This is a genomic window from Salegentibacter flavus (genome assembly GCF_900115145.1).
Classification (GTDB): domain Bacteria; phylum Bacteroidota; class Bacteroidia; order Flavobacteriales; family Flavobacteriaceae; genus Salegentibacter; species Salegentibacter flavus.
On the sequence record NZ_FOVL01000004.1, the window covers coordinates 118,525 to 136,908 of the forward strand.

The following is an 18,384-nucleotide window of genomic DNA, read 5'->3' on the forward strand; positions in this document are numbered from 1 at the left end:
TATTTATCCCCCTTAAAATATATAATATGTTTAAAAATTTCATTCCGGTCATATTTCTACTTCTGGCCGCCCCTAACCTGATCTCACAGGAAGAAAAAGACAAAGAAAAAGACAAATGGAACGTTAACGATCCTTATTCCGACGACTGGAATATCAAAGAGGTGCAGCTTCAAACCGACGAAGGTACCTGGATGAACCTTGACGTTAGCCCTGATGGGAAAACCATAGTTTTTGACCTTTTGGGCGATATTTATTCAATGTCTGTTTCTGGTGGAAAAGCCAAGGTCCTTCGCAGCGGGATGGCCTATGAAGTACAACCCCGGTTTAGCCCTGATGGATCCAAAATCTCCTTCACCAGCGATGCCGCCGGGGGTGATAATATCTGGATAATGGATAGTAATGGCGAAAACGCAAAGCAGCTCACCAAAGAAGATTTCAGACTTTTAAATAATGGGGAATGGACTGCTGATGGTAATTCCATCATTGCCAGAAAACATTTTACCTCAGGACGTTCCCTGGGTGCCGGTGAAATGTGGCAATATCATATTGGCGGAGAAGCAGGCCTGCAGCTAACCGAGCGCAAGAACGACCAGCAGGATGTAAATGAACCCAGCATTTCTCCCGATGGCAAATATCTTTATTACAGCGAAGATATGTATCCCGGAGGTGCTTTTCAGTATAATAAAGATCCTAACAAACAGATCTACGTGATCAAACGTTACGATTTTGAAACCGGCGAGAACACTACCATTACCGGAGGTCCCGGAGGCGCAGCAAGACCTCAGGTTTCACCCGATGGCAAGAAACTGGCTTTTGTGAAGCGCATCAGAACAAAATCTGTTTTATACATTCACGACTTGGAAACCGGCGAGGAATGGCCGGTTTATGATGAGCTAAGCAAAGACCAACAGGAAGCCTGGGCAATTTTTGGCGTTTATCCCGGCTATTCCTGGATGCCCAACAATAAGGAAATCGTATTCTGGGCCGAAGGCAAGATCAACAAAGTGAATATTGAAACTTTCGAAAGCCAGGTTATTCCTTTTGAGGTAGAAAACACTATTGAAATCGCAGAAAGCCACCGCAGTGAGCATCAGGTATTTTCTGAAGAATTTGATGCTAAAGTAATACGTCACGCCATGACTTCACCTAACGGAAAGACCTTAGTGTTTAGCGCCGTAGGTCATCTCTGGAAAAAAGACCTGCCCAACGGCAAACCTCAGCGCATCACTAAAAACGACGAATTTGAATTTGAACCTGCTTTTTCACCCGACGGAAAAGAGATCGCCTATGTAACCTGGACAGACGAGGGAATGGGCGCCTTGATGAAAGTTGGTCTTAATGGTAGGAATCCTCAAAAACTAACTTCAGAAAAAGGGATTTTCAGAAATCCTTCCTTTTCGAATGATGGAAAAACCATCGTATTCGTAAAGGAAAAAGGCAACTCAGACCAGGGACAGACTTTCAGCAAAGAGCCGGGAATTTACACTATTGATGCTTCCGGAGAGAATTTGAAAAAGATCCACGATTCCGGAGATTTCCCGCAATACAGCGCCGATGGTAAACGCATCTTTTTTCAAACCGGTGGCGGACTTATGGGCAGCATCGAGAAAAATCTAAAAAGTATTAACCTTAACGGCCATGAGGAGCGCACGCACATCAAGTCTAAATATGCGAACCGATTGGTTCCAAGCCCGGACAACAAATGGGTGGTTTTTTCACATTTGCATAAAGCCTATGTTGCCCCGCTTCCAATGAACGGTCGCCCGGTAGACCTGGACAATAACACCAAAACAGTTCCGGTGAGCCAGATCGCCAAAGATGCCGGACTTAACCTGCATTGGTCTAACGATAGCAAAAATTTGCACTGGACCCTGGGGGACGAATATTTCACCAACAAGGTATCAGAAAGGTTCACCTTTTTACAGAATTCGCCCGATTCTATTCCCCCAATTACTGAAAAAGGCACAAAAATAGGGCTAAAGCTGGAAACCGATGTTCCTTCAGGGCAGATCGCCTTTACCAATGCGCGCATCATCACTATGAACGGTGACAAGGTCATTGATAATGGAAGTATATTAATTGATGGCAATAAAATTGTTTCGGTTGGCGAAGCTTCCGAAGTGGATATCCCAAATCGCGCAAAGGTTTATGACCTGGAGGGCAAAACGGTTATGCCTGGGATCGTAGATGCTCACGCCCATATTGGCGCTTTCCGTTACGGGCTTACCCCTGAAAAGCACTGGCCCCTATATGCAAATCTTGCCTTCGGGGTAACTACAGTTCACGATCCTTCCGCACTGAGTGAAACGATCTTCAGTATGGCCGAGATGGTGAAGGCCGGAGAAATGATTGGCCCAAGGATTTATTCCACCGGAGTTATTCTTTACGGAGCCGATGGAGATTTTAAGGCCGTTATCAACAACCTGGAGGATGCACGCTCTGCCTTGAGAAGAACCAAAGCTTTTGGAGCGACTTCAGTAAAAAGTTACAATCAGCCGCGCCGGGAACAGCGTCAACAAATCATGCAGGCTGCTAAGGAACTGGAGATGAATGTTGTACCGGAAGGCGGAAGTACTTTTCTCCATAATATGAACATGATAGTTGACGGCCATACCGGAATAGAGCATAATATTCCTGTCGCGCCGGTTTACAAGGACATAGAAACCCTTTGGGGTAATAGCAGCGCCGGCTACACTCCTACTCTAATCGTGAATTACGGCGGCATTAACGGGGAGTATTATTTCTACGAAAAGGATAATGTATGGGAAAACGAGCGTTTGCTTAATTTCACCCCGCGATATTTGGTAGATTCCCGTTCACGTCACCGTACCAAACTTCCCGATGAAGAATATGAGAACGGGCCTGTGCTTGTATCAAAAACTGCTAAAGCCCTAACTGATATTGGCGTAAAAGTTAACCTGGGCGCCCACGGACAATTACAGGGCCTTGGTGCCCACTGGGAACTTTGGTTGCTTCAAATGGGCGGAATGACTAATATGGAAGCCCTACAGGCAGCTACCATTAACGGCGCTGATTATATTGGAATGGGAAGCGAGATAGGTTCTCTGGAAAATGGAAAACTGGCCGATTTGATCGTGTTGGAGAAGAATCCGCTGGAGGATATTCGCAACTCTGAAACTGTTATTTACACCATGGTAAACGGAAGATTATATGATGCTGAAACGATGAATGAGATTGGCAACGAGCCAAAGGAACGCGGTGATTTCTATTGGGAAAACAATAAATATAACGCAGCTTTTCCCTGGCATGAAGGCACTGAAAGCTTTACTGCACCGGGGTGCATCTGCCAGTAATTAGTATTTATTCATTAGAGGGTTAAAAAGATATGATTTGCAATACTATTTTTTAGTGGTGAAGAATGAAGGAGGACAGTACTTGCGTTTGTTTTTAGAATTTGAATCTTAAAAAGCTATCTTTTTAACCTGTTAAGAAAATAAAATTTATGAGGAAAGTTAAATTCGGAAGGCTTTTTACGGGAAGGAAGATAGATGAGAGTATCATCCGCGAACACCTTGCGCTGGAGCGGACGAAGCTCGCCAATGAGCGTACTCTGTTATCCTATACCCAGGCGGCGCTTTATTTTCTGCTTGGGGGTCTTGCGTTAATTCAGTTAAAGGAATATGAAGAGATGCATTACATTGGTTATCTCGCATTGGTATTCTCGGTGCTCTTTGTCACCGTGGGCATCTGGCGATTTATAGTTCTAAGGAATAAAATGAAGGATCTGCTGAGGGGAAAGGTGGAGTCTTCAGCCGAGGAGGAAGAAGAGGAGGATCCCGGGAATTTCTAAGTTAATCAGAAAATAATTCCAATTTCAAGGGATTCGATATTTATTATTAAGCATTCTAATTAGTTTCTAGGCACACTCCTTGGGTTCTGTTTCTAGTATATTATAATTGTACTTTAAAAGAGGTTGTATTTTAGAGGTATGGTTTTTGGAAAGTCAATTCCGAAACCGCCAACAAACAGAAAATAGTATACTCTGCAACTTCAACACATAACAACTCCAATTGCAAACTTTCACGCATTACTTCCTTCATTTTATAGCCATAGGTGCTATCGCCTACTGGTACAATAAAAAAAACTGGAAAAAGAACTGGCTGATTCTCCTGGCTACAATGGCAGTAGATCTCGACCACGTATTTGCGACGCCCCTTTTTGACCCTATGCGCTGCGGAATTGGCTATCATCCCCTACATTCAGAAATTCCAATATTGGGATATTTTTTAGGCGCCATTTTTGTAAAACATAAGACTATCAGGCTGATATTTATTGGTCTTTTATTCCATATGATCACCGATTTTATAGACTGCATGTGGATGTTCTCTAAATGTGAAGAATGCTATGTTAATTCTGAAATTTATAAATATTTCAGGTAAACTCTTCAGAAATAATGTTTAGCTATAAAAAACCGAGGCCTGAACATTTGAAGAAGTATTCAGGCCTCGGGTTTGATTTAAGTAACAAATTAAGGATTCAGCGTTTTGTTTTCTTCATCGGTTAACATTCTGGATTTGATGATGAACCGGTAACCGGTAGGAATATCAAGAGAAAAACTACCTCCTCTGCCCTTTATAATATCTACCGTAAGATGGGTATGTTTCCAATATTCAAACTGATCGTGGCTCATATAAAATTTAACACCACCAACTTCCCCCATTAAAATATCGTTCTCGTCTATATAGAAATCTTCCTTTGGTAGCAACATAGGCGAAGACCCGTCGCAACAGCCGCCGCTTTGGTGAAAGATTACCTCGCCGTGCTGTTGCTTGAGTTCTTGCAGCAGTTTTTCTGCTTCAGGAGTTATTTCTACTCGCTTAAATTCCATAGTCTAAAAGAATCCTAGTTTATTCTTATCATAAGAAATCAGCATATTCTTACTTTGTCGGTAGTGGTTTAGCATCATTAGGTGATTTTCCCTTCCAAAACCAGATTTCTTATAACCTCCAAACGGCGCGTGCGCAGGGTAGTCGTGATAGCAATTCACCCAAACCCGTCCGGCTTTTATCGCTCGCGGAATTTGATAAAGTTGATGCGCATCTCGTGTCCAAACCCCTGCACCAAGTCCATACATCGTGTCGTTTGCAATTTCAATAGCTTCGGCTTCATCTTTAAAGGTACAAACCGCCACCACAGGTCCAAAGATCTCTTCCTGGAAAACCCGCATTTTATTATGGCCTTTTAGAATAGTGGGTTGAATGTAAAATCCGTTAGCCAAATCTCCATCTAGTTTTGCGGAATCCCCACCGGCTAAAACCTCAGCACCTTCGTCTTTTCCTATTTTGATATATTCCAGAATTTTTTGGTGTTGATCGCTGGAAGCCTGAGCGCCCATCATCGTAGACTCCTCAAACGGATTGCCCATTTTAATGGCATTAGTGCGTTCAATTACCCGTTTAATAAATTCATCATAAATATCCTCCTGAATTAAAATCCTGGATGGCGCCGTACATACTTCTCCCTGATTAAAAGCGAAAAGCACGGCGCCTTCAATACATTTATCGAGGAAAGCATCGTCGTGATCCATAATACTATTAAAGAAAACATTTGGCGATTTTCCTCCCAATTCCATTGTTACAGGATGCAGGTTTTTTGAAGCATATTGCATAATTAACTGTCCCGTTGTAGTTTCTCCTGTAAAGGCCACTTTATCTACATTAGGGCTTGAAGCCAGTGGTTTTCCTGCTTCGGGGCCAAATCCATGAATTACGTTAAATACTCCGGGAGGTAAGAGATCGGCTATTTTTTCTGCTAAAAATGTTGCTGAAGCCGGTGTTTGTTCCGCAGGTTTTAAAACCACACAGTTTCCGGAAGCCAAAGCCGGAGCTACTTTCCATGCCAACATTAGTAATGGAAAGTTCCACGGAATAATTTGTGCAACCACGCCAAGCGGCTCATTGATAATTAAGGAAAGGGTATTTTCATTTAATTCTGTAGCCGATCCTTCTTCGGCTCTGATTGCGGAAGCAAAATACCTAAAATGATCTACCGCTAAGGGTACATCGGCATTCATTGTTTCCCGTATAGATTTCCCATTATCGGCCGTTTCCATTTGGGCGAAGGTTTCAAGGTTATCCTGGATAACATCAGCTATTTTATGTAGAATCGCAGCGCGCTCTGCAGCTGAAGTATTTCCCCACTCGTGTTTGGCATTATTGGCGGCTTCAATCGCACTTTTTACATCTTTCTCGTTAGAACGTGGATACTTAGCCAAAAGCTTGTTATTTACCGGCGAATGATTTTCAAAATACTCTCCATCTATAGGGTCCTGAAATTTTCCATTAATGAAGTTACCATATTTTTCTTTAAATTTTGGTGCTGAATAGCTCATAGAAATATTTTTTAAAATTAACACCGTAATATCCTTAATTTTAAAACCAATTAATTGAACATTTCTACAAATAAGTATTACATTACTACTAACTTATTAAATTAATCAGGAATTGAATACCAATCTGTCAAACTACAATCGCAATTTGAAGCTAAATACTTCTATTGAAAACAGAACAATTTACAGCGCCGATTACGCTGAATTAAATGTTTTTGAAACCCAGCAGGTTGCTGAGAAGGTGAATCTTCAATTTGGATTTCCAATTATTGCGAGTATGCTTACCGGTAAGAAAATAATGCACCTGGAAGGGATGAAATCTTTTGAATTTTTTCCCGGTGAATCGGTTGTCCTGCCTTCAGATAAAAAGATGGTGATAGATTTTCCGCTGGCAAATTCCAAGAACCCTACCCGTTGCCTCGCCCTGGGAATTGATCCCGATAAAATAAAGGAAACCGTTCAAATTTTTAATGAAAACACCCGTATCGAATTTGAAAATGACAGTCATAGTTTTGACGCCAGTGCCGTGCATTTAGCGAATAACCATCAGGTGCAATTTGTCTTGGATCGCATTTTTAGTACTTTTTTGGAAAACGGAAAAGCGAAAGATGCACTGCTGGACCTTATGGTAAAAGAATTAATTATCAGGTTGCTTCAAACCAAAGCGAAAGGGATGCTGGTAGATAATGAAACACTTTTTGATAATAACCGGATGGCATTTATTGTAAAGTATATGCGGGAACATCTTACAGAAAATATTAACGTTGACGATCTGGCTGGTAAAGCCTGTATGAGCACTTCTAATTTTTACCGAAGCTTTAAAAATACACTGGGAGAAACACCAATAGATTATTTAAACGGCGAGCGGATAAAATTTGCAAAAAAACTGATTCAAAAAACGGCATGGAAGTTTTCTGATATTGCATATAAAAGTGGGTTTAACAACACGAGTTATTTTAACCGGCAGTTTAAACGCTTTGAAAAAATCACCCCAAATCAATATAGAAAATTGGTAAAAAGTAATCTTGCTTAATTTTCTGCCGCTTTTTTACTTTTTAGGGTTTCGGCCGGTAACATCTTTAGCAATATCTTTCAGTCTCTTTTTTATATTTTTTAAAATCTTGCCTGACTTCAGCGCATGTCGGGTTTTTAGATGATTCACATCGCTATAAGCCAGAAACACCTTTCCTTTTTCATCTTACCCCAGAAAAATTTTCAGAGGGAGATCAAGACCGGTTACCTGCCGATTCTACATTAATGGGGTTCCTGCTTTGGTATTTCCGAAGATAATAAGCCTGGCAGGCTCCAATTGTAATCCGGCTTCCCGGCCATTTTTTAAATGATCAATTTCAGCAAGAATTTTTATTTCTGGATTTTCTGCGAGTCGATCTTTAAGACGGGTATAGGTTTCCTCAAAAGCAAAACAACTTTCGGCACGCATCACAGTAGTCTATTCCTCTTCCTGGACTTTTAACTGCCCCAGGAAGATAATTCTTGAAATTGCAAAAAACAGAGAATTAAAGAAGTGTACTGTTCCTGATTTTAAATTTTATAAGTAAATTTCACCGGGGCAAGCCCACGGTGCATTTTAGTGGAACACGTTTTCAAATTTTATAACATTTATAAACGAGGCTAGCCTCGGGGTATTTACCCTCCTAGAATAAATTGACAAACCCAAAAATTGGGTATTGTTCAAATCTTTTATCTTTACACCATCAATTACCAAATCTAACCAGCGAGTAAAATTTTGACTTATGCATGTAGCTATTGCAGGAAATATTGGGGCCGGAAAAACCACCCTCACAAAACTTTTAGCAAAACATTATAATTGGGAAGCTCATTTTGAGGACGTTCTGGAAAATCCTTACCTGGAGGATTTCTACAATACAATGGAACGCTGGTCTTTTAACCTGCAGATATACTTCTTAAACAGCAGGTTTAGACAAATTCTTCAGATTAGAGAAAGTGGAGAAAAAATCATTCAGGATCGAACCATTTACGAAGATGCCCATATTTTTGCTCCCAATCTGCACGCTATGGGTCTTATGACCAACCGTGACTTTGAGAATTACAGGTCTTTATTTGATTTAATGGAAAGTGTAGTACAAGGGCCGGATCTCTTGATTTATTTGCGCAGCAGCATCCCTAACCTTGTTAACCAAATACACAAACGCGGACGTGATTATGAAAATTCAATTTCCATTGATTACTTAAGCCGACTTAACGAACGTTACGAGGCCTGGGTTCACAATTACAACAAAGGGAATCTGCTTATTATTGATGTTGATAATATTAACTTTGTAGATAACCCGGAAGATCTTGGAAATATAATAAACCGGATTGACGGGGAATTGCATGGTTTATTTTAAAATCCAAAATTATGGAATCTACTAAACTAAAAAGACCAAAGCATAAGGGTTCTCCCAAATTATTCGATAATCCTATCCTGGAAAAATTAACCCATACCCACATTTCGCTTCCCCTGATAATTTTTGGAGCGATCGCTGCGGTTTTGGTATACTACGGAATTGTAGAAAAAGGCTTTGAAGCTCCTATGATGATCTTATTATTTATGGCTGGCTTATTTTTCTTTACCCTGGTAGAATATTTAATGCACCGATATATATATCATATTCCTGCAACCACCCCACGTAAAAAGAAAATCTCCTATACTATGCACGGCGTACATCATGACTATCCTAAGGATAAATCCCGTCTTGCTATGCCGCCGGTACTTAGCTTGATAATTGCTACCGTGCTTTTTATTATTTACCGGGCGGTTCTTGGTGATTATGTTTTCGGATTCCTGGCAGGATTTTTAATCGGTTACGCCGGCTATCTCGCTGTGCATTATTCAGTACACGCCTTTAAGGTTCCAAATAATTTTTTAAAGACCTTATGGCATCATCACAGTATTCATCATTACCGCGAACCTGACAGAGCTTTTGGAGTAACCTCTCCACTCTGGGATCATCTCTTTGGAACGATGCCTAGAAAAACCGGGAGATCAGAACGAACAGCGGTTGGAGCAAGTATAGACGACTAAAAAGCAAATCCCGCAAAAGGCGGAATTTTTTACTTAATAAAACCATTTTCACGGGCATGCTCCACGGCCTGTTTAGAGGATTCTACCATTAGAACCTCAGTGGTTTCAAAATTATCTATAATACTCTGCACCCGTTGCATTTGTCTCCTGTGCTTCACGCTTCTCAGGTAGATCGCCAGAATTCTATCAGGATATTGAGCAGCAATGTCAGTATAAATAGAAGCATCATGCTCCCCGCTATCGCCGATAAGAATAAAATTAAGGCTGGGATAGGTTTTTAAAATATTCGCAATCTCTTTTTGCTTATGAGGTTTTTCCGGTTTCAGGCTGCGATCAAAGGGAGTCCTGAAATTTCGAAGCAGGATTGGTCCTTTGGGAAACTGGTTATGGTCAAGGAATAGTTTAAGGTATTCATAAAGATTCCACGGACTGTTACTCAAATAAAACATCGGATTCTTATTCTTTCCTGAAGTTCCCAGATGTAGTTTTTTGTAAAATCCCGGGGCGCCTTTTAACGGGATTCTCTGGTAAGCATTGGTCAACAAACTATTTTTTAATAAACGCCATTTCAAAAAGGAAGTAACTCCCGTATGGAGAATAGTATCGTCTATATCGCTAATCACCCCAAATTCGGCTTCAGGATCAGGAATAAGAAAACTTCCGGTAAAAGGTTCTTCCAGTACTTCTGTTCTTTTACCTAGCGGGCCGCGGTAAAAAAGCTTAAAATCCACCCAACCTTCTTCATCTGCATGTTCAGCGAGGTTCTGGTCAAGAACATCGTCAAATAAGAAGTAACCTTCAGGCCCGGATTTGGTAGTTGCAATAATTTTGCCGGGTAACACCAACTCTACCTCCGCATCGGGAACCTCAAAAGTATCAAACTGTTTCCAGGTGTTTCTTATGGTTTTAAAAAAAGAAGGGTCTTTGGCGATTTGTAATGCTTCGTTATCCAATACCCTTCCAAGAATATAAAGGTGGGAATGAGTACCATAACTGCGGTATAACGTAATAAGGATCTGGTCTAACATTTTATATCTGCCAGCAAGTTTCCTTATTCGTTTCTTCATTATTCTTTGGTTTTAATCCAAGATATAAATTCTAAAGTCGCCTAAAACAGGCTTTAATTAAATTTTAGGAATTCTCCAGGCGCTTGATTGCCTTTTCTATAGAGATGCCTTTACCCAAGACTTTCTTAAAAAAGTCTTTCTTTTCTTTGAGGCGATCGGGTATAGTTTCAATAGTGAAATCTTTTATCTTCAGGCCAGACTTCACCTCTTCCCATTCCAGCGGTGCCGAAACCGGTGCCCCGGGTTTAGGCCTCACACAATATGGCGCTGCCAGGGTTTGCCCTCTACTGTTCTGAAGATAATCCAGGTAGATCTTCCCTTTTCGGCTTTTTACCGCTCGCTCCATGCTGGTGAGTTCAGGTAATCTCTCCTGAATGAAATAACAAAGCAACTTGGTGAAATCCCGGGCTTCATCATAAGTATATTTTGCAGCCAACGGAATATAAATATGCAAACCGCTGGAACCCGAAGTCTTACAATACCCATCGATTTTAGCGAGATCCAACACCTCCTTTGCAGCTTGTGCAACTTCAATAACCTCTTCAAAAGTATTTTTATCTGATGGATCCAGATCGATAACAGTATAATCGGGATGGTCAAGATCGTCTTTCCGGGAGTTCCAGGGGTTGATCTCTATACAACCCAGATTCGCCATATAAAGCAAGCTAGCTTCATTCTGACACAGCATATATTCTATCTCCTTCTCAGTAGATTCCGAATAAATACTGACACGTTCTATCCAATCGGGCATTTGGCCCTCGGTGTCTTTCTGATAGAACCCCTTCTTAGTAATACCGTTGGGATGCCGATGAAGATTCTGAGGTCGGTCCTTTAGATACCGCAACATATAATGGGCTACCTTGATATAATAATCTATAAGATCATATTTTCGAAAACCGGAATCGGGCCAATACACCTTCTCAAGATTAGTAAAATCTACTGAAATTCCGCCCACCTCAAGCGAAGCTCCCGATTTACTGGATTTCCCCTTCCCTTTAGGAGCTTTGGTTTGCTTTTCACGGGTGATCTCCTCAGGTTCTTTATCCTCCCTTAGTCCTTTAAAGACGGAATGCCTCAATAAGCCGTTTTTGGTCATTTCAGAATATTTTACCTCACAAATAAGTTTGGGTTGCATCCAGATAGGTTTTCTGCCTCTCAGGTTTATTTTCTTCGGAAAAGGACTTTCCTTTGTTTCGTGTTTTTTAAACTTTTTCAGCAGGTCTTTTTGTTCCTCATTGCTGAAACCCGTACCGCAATTCCCTATATAAATTAATTCTCCGTCCTTAAAAGTTCCCAGGATAAGAGAACCAAAAACAGATTCCTCCGAATCTGTGTAGCCACAAATAATAGCTTCCCGGGTTTGCACCGCCTTTATTTTTAACCAGCTTTCACTGCGATAACCCGGAGAATAAGTAGAATCCGCCTTTTTAGCAATTACCCCTTCCAGCCCTGCGTCTATTGCTTTCTTATAAAACGCATTTCCCATCCCCTGGATATGATCACAGTAAACCACAGCTTCCAGGTCTTCAAGTACCTCGGGAAGCAGACTCTTTCGCTCCAGCAACGGTAAATCCAGCATAGAATGATCGTTGAGATATAGCATGTCAAAAACATAATACCTCAACTCCCCCTTAGTCTTACTATCGTAGTTCTGTAAAGCCTGAAAATCGGGTACCCCATCCTCATTAAGGATCACCACTTCCCCATCCAGGATAGTGTCGTGAGGAATTTGCTCCAATTCCTTTCTAAGTCCGGGAAACTTTTTGTTGAATGAAATTCCGTTTCGGGAATATAAGTTTACCTCCCCATCCTGAATATTGGCAACTAGACGGTAACCATCCCATTTTATTTCATAAATCCAATCCGGATTATTGAATATCTTTTTAGTTACGGTAGCCAGCATGGGCTTTAAAAAATCTCCTGGGTCGATCTTTTTAATTTTTACAGGCTCTTTTTTGGAATCAGGTTTCTCTTTTTTTGCAAAGATTTCAGCATCATAATCCAGATCGGTAGAAAAGTCGCCTTTCTTCTTAATCAATAACCATTGATTTTGCTTTTCTCCCCTGCTGGTGTGTACCAGCGCGAATTCCCCTCTTATTTTTTGTCCTTTAAATTCGACTTTTAAATTACCCTCCTCCAATTGTTCCAGTAAATTATCGGCTGTACCTTCAGCGGCCCGGAAAGTTCCTTTATCCCAGATTTTCATCACGCCTGCTCCATAGTTCCCTTTGGGAATGGTTCCTTCAAAGTCCAGGTATTTTACAGGATGATCTTCGGTTTGAATTGCAAGGCGTTTATCCTTAGGATTCATAGAAGGCCCTTTGGGTACCGCCCAGCTTTTCAGGACCCCTTCCATTTCCAGCCTGAGGTCATAATGCAACCTGGAGGCCTGGTGTCTCTGGATCACGAACCTACCGCGGTTCTCATCGCTATAATCAGCCCCGGGTTCCGGAGTATCCTTAAAATTTCTTTTTTTCTTATAATCTTCAAGACCCATTTTCTAGGAGGCTTTTTTCTTTTTCTTTTCAAGGCTTGCCTTTAACTGGGCCATAAGATCTTTGGCGGGAGTGGGTTTGCTTTCGAAATCTTCAGTTTTAATCTTTTTACCCGTGCTTTTAGATTCGATGATCTTCATCAACTGGTCGTTATAAACATCCTTAAATTTATCGAGTTTAAATTTGGTGGTATGCTGCTCAATAAGGGATATGGCCATATCCACCTCTTTTTTTGTAACTTTTGTTTTTGGCAATTTAAGTTCTTCAGTATCCCGGATCTCATCAGAAAACCTTATGACGTGAAGAACCAATGCCTTTTTATAGACTCCAACTAAAGCCAGGTGTTCCTTCTGTCTCATTACGAAAGTGGCTACACCCAGTTTTTCGGTTTTTTTAAGGGCGTCTCTGAGTAAATTATAAGATTTACCGCCTTCTTTTTGCGGTTCAAGGAAATAAGGTTTTTTGTAAAGGACCTCCGCCACCTCATCTTCCCCGATAAATTCCTCAATATCTATGGTCTTGCTCTTTTTTAAATTTGCATTATCAAAATCTTTTTTCTCCAGGACCACGTAGGCGTCGCCTTTTTTAAAACCCTTTACAATATCTTTCCATTCAACTTCTTTTCCGGTTTCTTCGTTAACCCTTTTATATCTTATTCGTGCATTATCATGCTTATCAAGCATATCAAGTTCTATACGCCGGTCTTCTGAACCCGAATAAAGTTTTACCGGGATAGACACCAGCCCGAAACTTATTGAACCATTCCAAATCGACCTCATAATTAAGTATTTAGAACTTAAAATTAAGGGAATTATCTGCGAGCCTTAGTTGTAGCTATGTTAAAAATCATAATGCCGAATTCAAAAGCAATTTTAATAGAACCTCAACAAAGCTTTACCACATATTTAACTAAAAATGAACAACTTAGCCGTTAACTTTAATAGCCAATTTATTAACCATTCTAATTTAAATTTTATATAAAAAATTTCCGGATATGGCACCCTTGTTCGTTTTGCGAAAGAGCTGGGGCAAAAAGCGATCCCCAATAAAGTACAAAAAAACCTGGATGAGGAATATAAAGCCGATGACAATCTGGATAAACTTGCAGAAGGCAGAATTAATAAAAAAGCCAAATAACAAGTTTGAATTAGCCGAAAAAGCCCGTTTAAAGATAGACTTCAAACGGGCTTTTTTATTTAAGGTTTAAAAACTACTAAGTTTCCCTACACTTATTCTATACTAACTTCAAAAATATCCTCTGTTTGTGAAACCTCTCCTATCTGCGGAGTTTCTTCCGGTTCATTAGGAATTTCTTCCTCGGTGTGGCCTCCCAAAATTGGCGCCATCACCAATCCTATCAAACAGGTAAGTTTAATAAGGATATTCATAGAGGGCCCTGAAGTATCTTTAAAAGGATCTCCCACCGTATCACCGGTAACTGCAGCTTTGTGCGCTTCAGAGCCTTTATAGGTCATCTCACCGTTGATCATTACCCCGGCTTCAAAAGATTTTTTAGCGTTATCCCAGGCGCCACCGGCATTGTTCTGGAAAATCGCCCAAAGAACACCACTTACAGTTACTCCAGCCATATATCCTCCCAGCATTTCAGCAATAAGGAGATAATCATAGCCAAATAACATTGGTAAAACTACAATTGCAATCGGGAAACCAATGGTTAGCACTCCCGGCAATAACATTTCTTTTAAGGCCGCCTGTGTCGAAATAGCTACACATTTATCATATTCAGGTTTCCCCGTCCCTTCCATAATTCCGGGAATTTCCTTGAACTGGCGGCGTACTTCCTCTACCATTTTCATCGCTGCTTTCCCAACAGATTTCATCGCTAAAGCCGAAAATACCACCGGCACCATTCCACCGATAAATAGCATCGCCAAAACTGGAGCCTTAAAAATATTGATTCCGTCAATTCCAGTAAAGGTCACGTAGGCCGCAAAAAGAGCCAGCGAAGTAAGTGCTGCCGAAGCAATCGCAAAACCTTTTCCGGTAGCTGCGGTTGTGTTTCCTACGGAATCAAGGATATCTGTCCGCTCCCGGACTTCCGGGGGAAGTTCACTCATTTCGGCAATTCCTCCGGCGTTATCGGAAATTGGACCGAAAGCATCAATAGCAAGCTGCATTGCCGTGGTAGCCATCATCGCCGATGCTGCCAAAGCAACTCCGTAAAATCCTGCAAAAGCATAAGACGCCCAAATGGCAAATGCGAATAACAAAACTGAAAGGAAAGTAGAGATCATCCCGGTAGCAAGTCCGGCGATTATATTTGTTCCTGCTCCTGTACTTGAGTTCTGTACAATAGAAAGCACAGGTTTCTTACCAAGACCGGTATAATATTCGGTTACTGCGGAAATCACACCTCCTACAACAATACCTACAAGAGAAGCATAAAATACCCTGATGGCATCTATACTTTTATATTCAAAACCTTCAGCGCCTCCAACAAAGAAGCCCATTGTAAGCGAATCTGATGGTAACATCCAGGTTACCAGGAAAAAAGTAGCTACAGCTACCAAAATAATAGATACCCAGTTTCCTATATTAAGCGCTTTCTGAACTTCAGCTTCTTTTGCGCTATTACTGGTGATCTTCACCAACATAGTACCAACAATAGACATAATAATACCAACCCCGGCGATAGCCATAGGCAATAAGATAGGACCAATTCCGCCAAACCCGGAATCTACAATATTTCCGCCCATATCTTCAATGATATAATTTCCGAGTACCATAGCAGCAAGTACCGTGGCCACATAACTTCCGAAGAGGTCAGCACCCATTCCGGCAACATCCCCAACATTATCTCCTACGTTATCGGCAATGGTTGCCGGGTTACGTGGATCATCTTCCGGAATCCCGGCTTCAACTTTTCCTACCAGGTCGGCACCTACATCGGCTGCCTTGGTATAGATCCCCCCGCCAACACGTGCAAAGAGGGCGATAGATTCAGCTCCTAAAGAGAATCCTGCAAGGGTTTCAAGAACGATAGTCATTTGCGAAGTATCAGTCCATTGCCCCCCCATAAAATAATGGAAGAAAATAATAAAAAAGGTAGTTAATCCCAGTACTGCAAGTCCTGCAACGCCCAGCCCCATTACGGTACCTCCCCCAAATGAAACTTTCAGGGCTTTAGGTAAACTGGTCCTGGCTGCCTGGGTGGTACGAACATTAGTTTTGGTGGCAATCTTCATCCCCATATTTCCGGCTAGGGCAGAAAAAAAGGCCCCAAATATAAAGGCCACTATAATTAGGTAATGTGTGGTTGGCACCACATATGCAACCGCTGCCAGAGCAATACTGGCACCCACTACAAATATGCTGAGTAATTTATATTCTGCATTTAAAAAGGCGAGGGCTCCCTCATAGATATGCGATGAAATTTCTTTCATCTTGCCGTCTCCGGCATCCTGTTTTAAAACCCAGGATCTTTTAATGCCCATATAAATGAGCCCTATTATTGCCAGTATTGCAGGCATATAAATCATCATTGATTCCATATTAATCTGTTAAGTTTTAGTTAATACGGCTAAAGTAGTAAATTGAGGATAATTAAAAAAGCAATAACTTTTTAAGGTTATTGCTTTTTAATATTCAATGATGACGGTCAGTTTTTGCTATATCCCGAAGCGGTTTTTGTCCCCATCGTATTCTTCGAATCTCTTAACGCATTGTTTAATTATTTCACGCGCCTCACTTGCATCTCCCCATCCATCAACGTCAACTTTCTTCTTTTCAAGATCCTTGTAAACCTTAAAGAAATGCTCGATTTCCATAATAAGGTGACCGTTTAACTCTTTTAGGTCGTTCATTCTGTTCCAGATAGGATCTGAAACCGGTACGCAGATTATCTTTTCATCTGGCCCTTTTTCATCGGCCATATGAAAAACTCCAATTGGTTTCACTTCCATCACTATCCCGGGAAACGTAGGCTCTGCAACCAGCACTAACACATCCAGGGGATCATCATCAAGGGCCAGAGTATTGGGTATGAATCCATAATCAGCCGGATACATCATAGAAGAAAAGATCATCCTGTCGTATCGAACCCGCTTCAGTTTAAAATCGTACTCATATTTATTTCGACTCCCTTTCGGGATCTCTATCATTACATCAAAAGTCTCAGACATTTCTCTATTATTTTCTTATTTAAGGGCGGCAAATATAAGGAATTTTCAGCTTATTTACTCCCAATAAAAACCGAAAACCAATGTATCTGCGAAGGGTTCTTTCCTCGAAGGTGAATATTTTTACAATTCTGCTTAAAGGTAGATTCCTGGATTAAAAATTTCAGAAGAAATCATATCACAACAAACAAATAGCTCAATTCCATCTATAAAAAAAGCTTCACCTTTTTAAGATGAAGCTTTAATCCAGAGGATTCCTCTTTATTTAGTCTATATACATCACCTTTTTAACGGCCTTTACCACATCGTCGCTGTTAGGCAACCATTCTTTTAAAAGAACAGGGGAATAAGGAGCCGGGGTATCTGCAGTGTTAATCTTAACGATAGGTGCATCAAGGAAATCAAATGCTTTTTCCTGAACCTGGTAGGTGATCTCGGTAGCAACACTACCAAAAGGCCAGGATTCTTCCAAAATTACCAAACGGTTGGTTTTCTTAACCGATTCGATAATAGCATCGTGATCCATTGGCCGAACCGTTCTAAGATCAATGATCTCACAGGAGACATCATTTTCTTTTTCAAGTTTTTCGGCAGCCTTGTAAGCTTCTTTTATGATCTTCCCGAAAGAAACAATAGTCACATCTTTTCCTTCACGTTTAATATCGGCTTTTCCAATCTCAATGACGTATTCCTCTTCAGGCACCTCTCCCTTATCGCCGTACATCTGCTCACTTTCCATAAAGATAACAGGATCGTCATCTCTAATTGCTGCTTTTAAAAGTCCTTTGGCGTCATATGGATTTGAAGGTACGATCACTTTTAAACCGGGAGTATTGGCAAACCAACTTTCAAAAGCCTGGGAGTGTGTAGCACCCAATTGCCCAGCTGAACCTGTTGGCCCGCGAAAAACAATAGGAATATTGAACTGCCCACCACTCATCTGGCGCATTTTGGCAGCATTATTTATAATCTGGTCTATTCCAACCAAAGAGAAGTTGAAGGTCATATATTCAACAATAGGCCTGTTACCGTTCATTGCAGATCCTACCGCTATACCGGAAAAACCAAGTTCAGCGATTGGAGTATCTATTACGCGCTCCGGGCCAAACTCATCCAGCATCCCTTTAGATGCCTTATAGGCTCCGTTATATTCAGCAACTTCCTCCCCCATCAGGTAAATGCTCTCATCTCTGCGCATTTCTTCGCTCATCGCTTCGGCAACTGCTTCCCTAAATTGAATTGTCTTCATTATATTGTATCGTATTAATTGTAAAACTTGCGGTAACAA

16 protein-coding genes are annotated in these 18,384 nt (G+C 41.0%); 7 read left to right on the top strand and 9 right to left on the bottom strand.

Translation table 11 applies throughout. The annotated features are described in order from the left end of the window. Nucleotides 1-26: 26 nt before the first annotated feature. The 3 genes from BM266_RS05050 to BM266_RS05060 all read left to right on the top strand — a co-directional run bounded on the left by BM266_RS05050 (nucleotide 27) and on the right by BM266_RS05060 (nucleotide 4,400). Nucleotides 27-3,314: an amidohydrolase family protein gene (locus BM266_RS05050; protein WP_093406687.1), complete on the top strand. Its 3,288-nt coding sequence runs from the start codon at nucleotides 27-29 to the stop codon at nucleotides 3,312-3,314. A 149-nt stretch (nucleotides 3,315-3,463) separates the two neighbouring features. Further along, nucleotides 3,464-3,811: a DUF202 domain-containing protein gene (locus BM266_RS05055; RefSeq protein ID WP_093406689.1), complete on the top strand. Its 348-nt coding sequence runs from the start codon at nucleotides 3,464-3,466 to the stop codon at nucleotides 3,809-3,811. Between the two features lie 220 nt (nucleotides 3,812-4,031). Then, nucleotides 4,032-4,400, top strand: a complete 369-nt coding sequence (locus tag BM266_RS05060; RefSeq protein ID WP_093406691.1) for a DUF6122 family protein — start codon at nucleotides 4,032-4,034, stop codon at nucleotides 4,398-4,400. Nucleotides 4,401-4,489: 89 nt separating this feature from the next. Here BM266_RS05060 and BM266_RS05065 read toward each other — a convergent pair whose 3' ends face one another. Beyond that, nucleotides 4,490-4,849 carry a DUF779 domain-containing protein gene (locus BM266_RS05065; RefSeq protein ID WP_093406694.1) on the bottom strand — a complete coding sequence of 120 codons (360 nt, stop codon included), beginning with the start codon at nucleotides 4,847-4,849 and terminating at the stop codon, nucleotides 4,490-4,492. A 3-nt stretch (nucleotides 4,850-4,852) separates the two neighbouring features. Next, nucleotides 4,853-6,352, bottom strand: a complete 1,500-nt coding sequence (locus tag BM266_RS05070) for an aldehyde dehydrogenase family protein (RefSeq protein WP_093406697.1) — start codon at nucleotides 6,350-6,352, stop codon at nucleotides 4,853-4,855. A gap of 112 nt (nucleotides 6,353-6,464) precedes the next feature. On the opposite strand from BM266_RS05070, the gene BM266_RS05075 reads away from it, so the two are divergent. Further along, on the top strand, nucleotides 6,465-7,382 hold the full coding sequence (locus BM266_RS05075; RefSeq protein WP_093406699.1) for an AraC family transcriptional regulator: 918 nt from the start codon (nucleotides 6,465-6,467) through the stop codon (nucleotides 7,380-7,382). Between the two features lie 216 nt (nucleotides 7,383-7,598). Here the strand turns inward: BM266_RS05075 and BM266_RS05080 are convergent, their stop codons facing one another. Continuing rightward, nucleotides 7,599-7,790 carry a DUF302 domain-containing protein gene (locus BM266_RS05080; RefSeq protein ID WP_093406702.1) on the bottom strand — a complete coding sequence of 64 codons (192 nt, stop codon included), beginning with the start codon at nucleotides 7,788-7,790 and terminating at the stop codon, nucleotides 7,599-7,601. A gap of 313 nt (nucleotides 7,791-8,103) precedes the next feature. Between BM266_RS05080 and BM266_RS05085 the strand changes: the two genes are divergently transcribed. Continuing rightward, nucleotides 8,104-8,718, top strand: a complete 615-nt coding sequence (locus BM266_RS05085; RefSeq protein ID WP_093406704.1) for a deoxynucleoside kinase — start codon at nucleotides 8,104-8,106, stop codon at nucleotides 8,716-8,718. Between the two features lie 11 nt (nucleotides 8,719-8,729). After that, complete coding sequence (locus BM266_RS05090; protein WP_093406707.1) at nucleotides 8,730-9,395, top strand: sterol desaturase family protein; 666 nt, start codon at nucleotides 8,730-8,732, stop codon at nucleotides 9,393-9,395. A 29-nt stretch (nucleotides 9,396-9,424) separates the two neighbouring features. Here BM266_RS05090 and BM266_RS05095 read toward each other — a convergent pair whose 3' ends face one another. From BM266_RS05095 to ku, 3 genes are all read right to left on the bottom strand, one after another. Next, nucleotides 9,425-10,462, bottom strand: a complete 1,038-nt coding sequence (locus tag BM266_RS05095; RefSeq protein WP_093406708.1) for an App1 family protein — start codon at nucleotides 10,460-10,462, stop codon at nucleotides 9,425-9,427. A gap of 64 nt (nucleotides 10,463-10,526) precedes the next feature. Then, nucleotides 10,527-12,959: a DNA ligase D gene (gene ligD, locus BM266_RS05100; protein ID WP_093406711.1), complete on the bottom strand. Its 2,433-nt coding sequence runs from the start codon at nucleotides 12,957-12,959 to the stop codon at nucleotides 10,527-10,529. Nucleotides 12,960-12,962: 3 nt separating this feature from the next. Continuing rightward, a complete protein-coding gene (ku, locus tag BM266_RS05105; protein WP_093406713.1) occupies nucleotides 12,963-13,736 on the bottom strand; it encodes a non-homologous end joining protein Ku in 774 nt (257 codons plus the stop codon). Between the two features lie 205 nt (nucleotides 13,737-13,941). Here ku and BM266_RS17475 point away from each other — a divergent pair, with 205 nt between their 5' ends. Continuing rightward, nucleotides 13,942-14,094 (top strand): DUF892 family protein, encoded by a 153-nt coding sequence (locus BM266_RS17475; RefSeq protein WP_093406833.1) that lies wholly within the window; start codon nucleotides 13,942-13,944, stop codon nucleotides 14,092-14,094. 92 nt (nucleotides 14,095-14,186) lie between these two features. Here BM266_RS17475 and BM266_RS05115 read toward each other — a convergent pair whose 3' ends face one another. The 3 genes from BM266_RS05115 to BM266_RS05125 form a co-directional block, all read right to left on the bottom strand. After that, nucleotides 14,187-16,469 (bottom strand): sodium-translocating pyrophosphatase, encoded by a 2,283-nt coding sequence (locus BM266_RS05115; protein ID WP_093406716.1) that lies wholly within the window; start codon nucleotides 16,467-16,469, stop codon nucleotides 14,187-14,189. A gap of 117 nt (nucleotides 16,470-16,586) precedes the next feature. Continuing rightward, nucleotides 16,587-17,099, bottom strand: a complete 513-nt coding sequence (locus tag BM266_RS05120; RefSeq protein WP_093406718.1) for an inorganic diphosphatase — start codon at nucleotides 17,097-17,099, stop codon at nucleotides 16,587-16,589. Nucleotides 17,100-17,361: 262 nt separating this feature from the next. Next, complete coding sequence (locus BM266_RS05125) at nucleotides 17,362-18,345, bottom strand: pyruvate dehydrogenase complex E1 component subunit beta (protein WP_093406721.1); 984 nt, start codon at nucleotides 18,343-18,345, stop codon at nucleotides 17,362-17,364. Between the last annotated feature and the right edge of the window lie 39 nt (nucleotides 18,346-18,384).

What these genes read in the sequence shown, in the direction of transcription:
- BM266_RS05065 (WP_093406694.1), bottom strand. Translation starts at nt 4,849, where the DNA reads ATGGAATTTAAGCGAGTAGAAATAACTCCTGAAGCAGAAAAACTGCTG.
- BM266_RS05125 (WP_093406721.1), bottom strand. Translation starts at nt 18,345, where the DNA reads ATGAAGACAATTCAATTTAGGGAAGCAGTTGCCGAAGCGATGAGCGAA.
- BM266_RS05120 (WP_093406718.1), bottom strand. Translation starts at nt 17,099, where the DNA reads ATGTCTGAGACTTTTGATGTAATGATAGAGATCCCGAAAGGGAGTCGA.
- BM266_RS05050 (WP_093406687.1), top strand. Translation starts at nt 27, where the DNA reads ATGTTTAAAAATTTCATTCCGGTCATATTTCTACTTCTGGCCGCCCCT.
- BM266_RS05095 (WP_093406708.1), bottom strand. Translation starts at nt 10,462, where the DNA reads ATGAAGAAACGAATAAGGAAACTTGCTGGCAGATATAAAATGTTAGAC.
- BM266_RS05085 (WP_093406704.1), top strand. Translation starts at nt 8,104, where the DNA reads ATGCATGTAGCTATTGCAGGAAATATTGGGGCCGGAAAAACCACCCTC.
- BM266_RS05070 (WP_093406697.1), bottom strand. Translation starts at nt 6,352, where the DNA reads ATGAGCTATTCAGCACCAAAATTTAAAGAAAAATATGGTAACTTCATT.
- BM266_RS05080 (WP_093406702.1), bottom strand. Translation starts at nt 7,790, where the DNA reads ATGCGTGCCGAAAGTTGTTTTGCTTTTGAGGAAACCTATACCCGTCTT.
- BM266_RS05055 (WP_093406689.1), top strand. Translation starts at nt 3,464, where the DNA reads ATGAGGAAAGTTAAATTCGGAAGGCTTTTTACGGGAAGGAAGATAGAT.
- BM266_RS05115 (WP_093406716.1), bottom strand. Translation starts at nt 16,469, where the DNA reads ATGGAATCAATGATGATTTATATGCCTGCAATACTGGCAATAATAGGG.
- ku (WP_093406713.1), bottom strand. Translation starts at nt 13,736, where the DNA reads ATGAGGTCGATTTGGAATGGTTCAATAAGTTTCGGGCTGGTGTCTATC.
- BM266_RS05090 (WP_093406707.1), top strand. Translation starts at nt 8,730, where the DNA reads ATGGAATCTACTAAACTAAAAAGACCAAAGCATAAGGGTTCTCCCAAA.
- ligD (WP_093406711.1), bottom strand. Translation starts at nt 12,959, where the DNA reads ATGGGTCTTGAAGATTATAAGAAAAAAAGAAATTTTAAGGATACTCCG.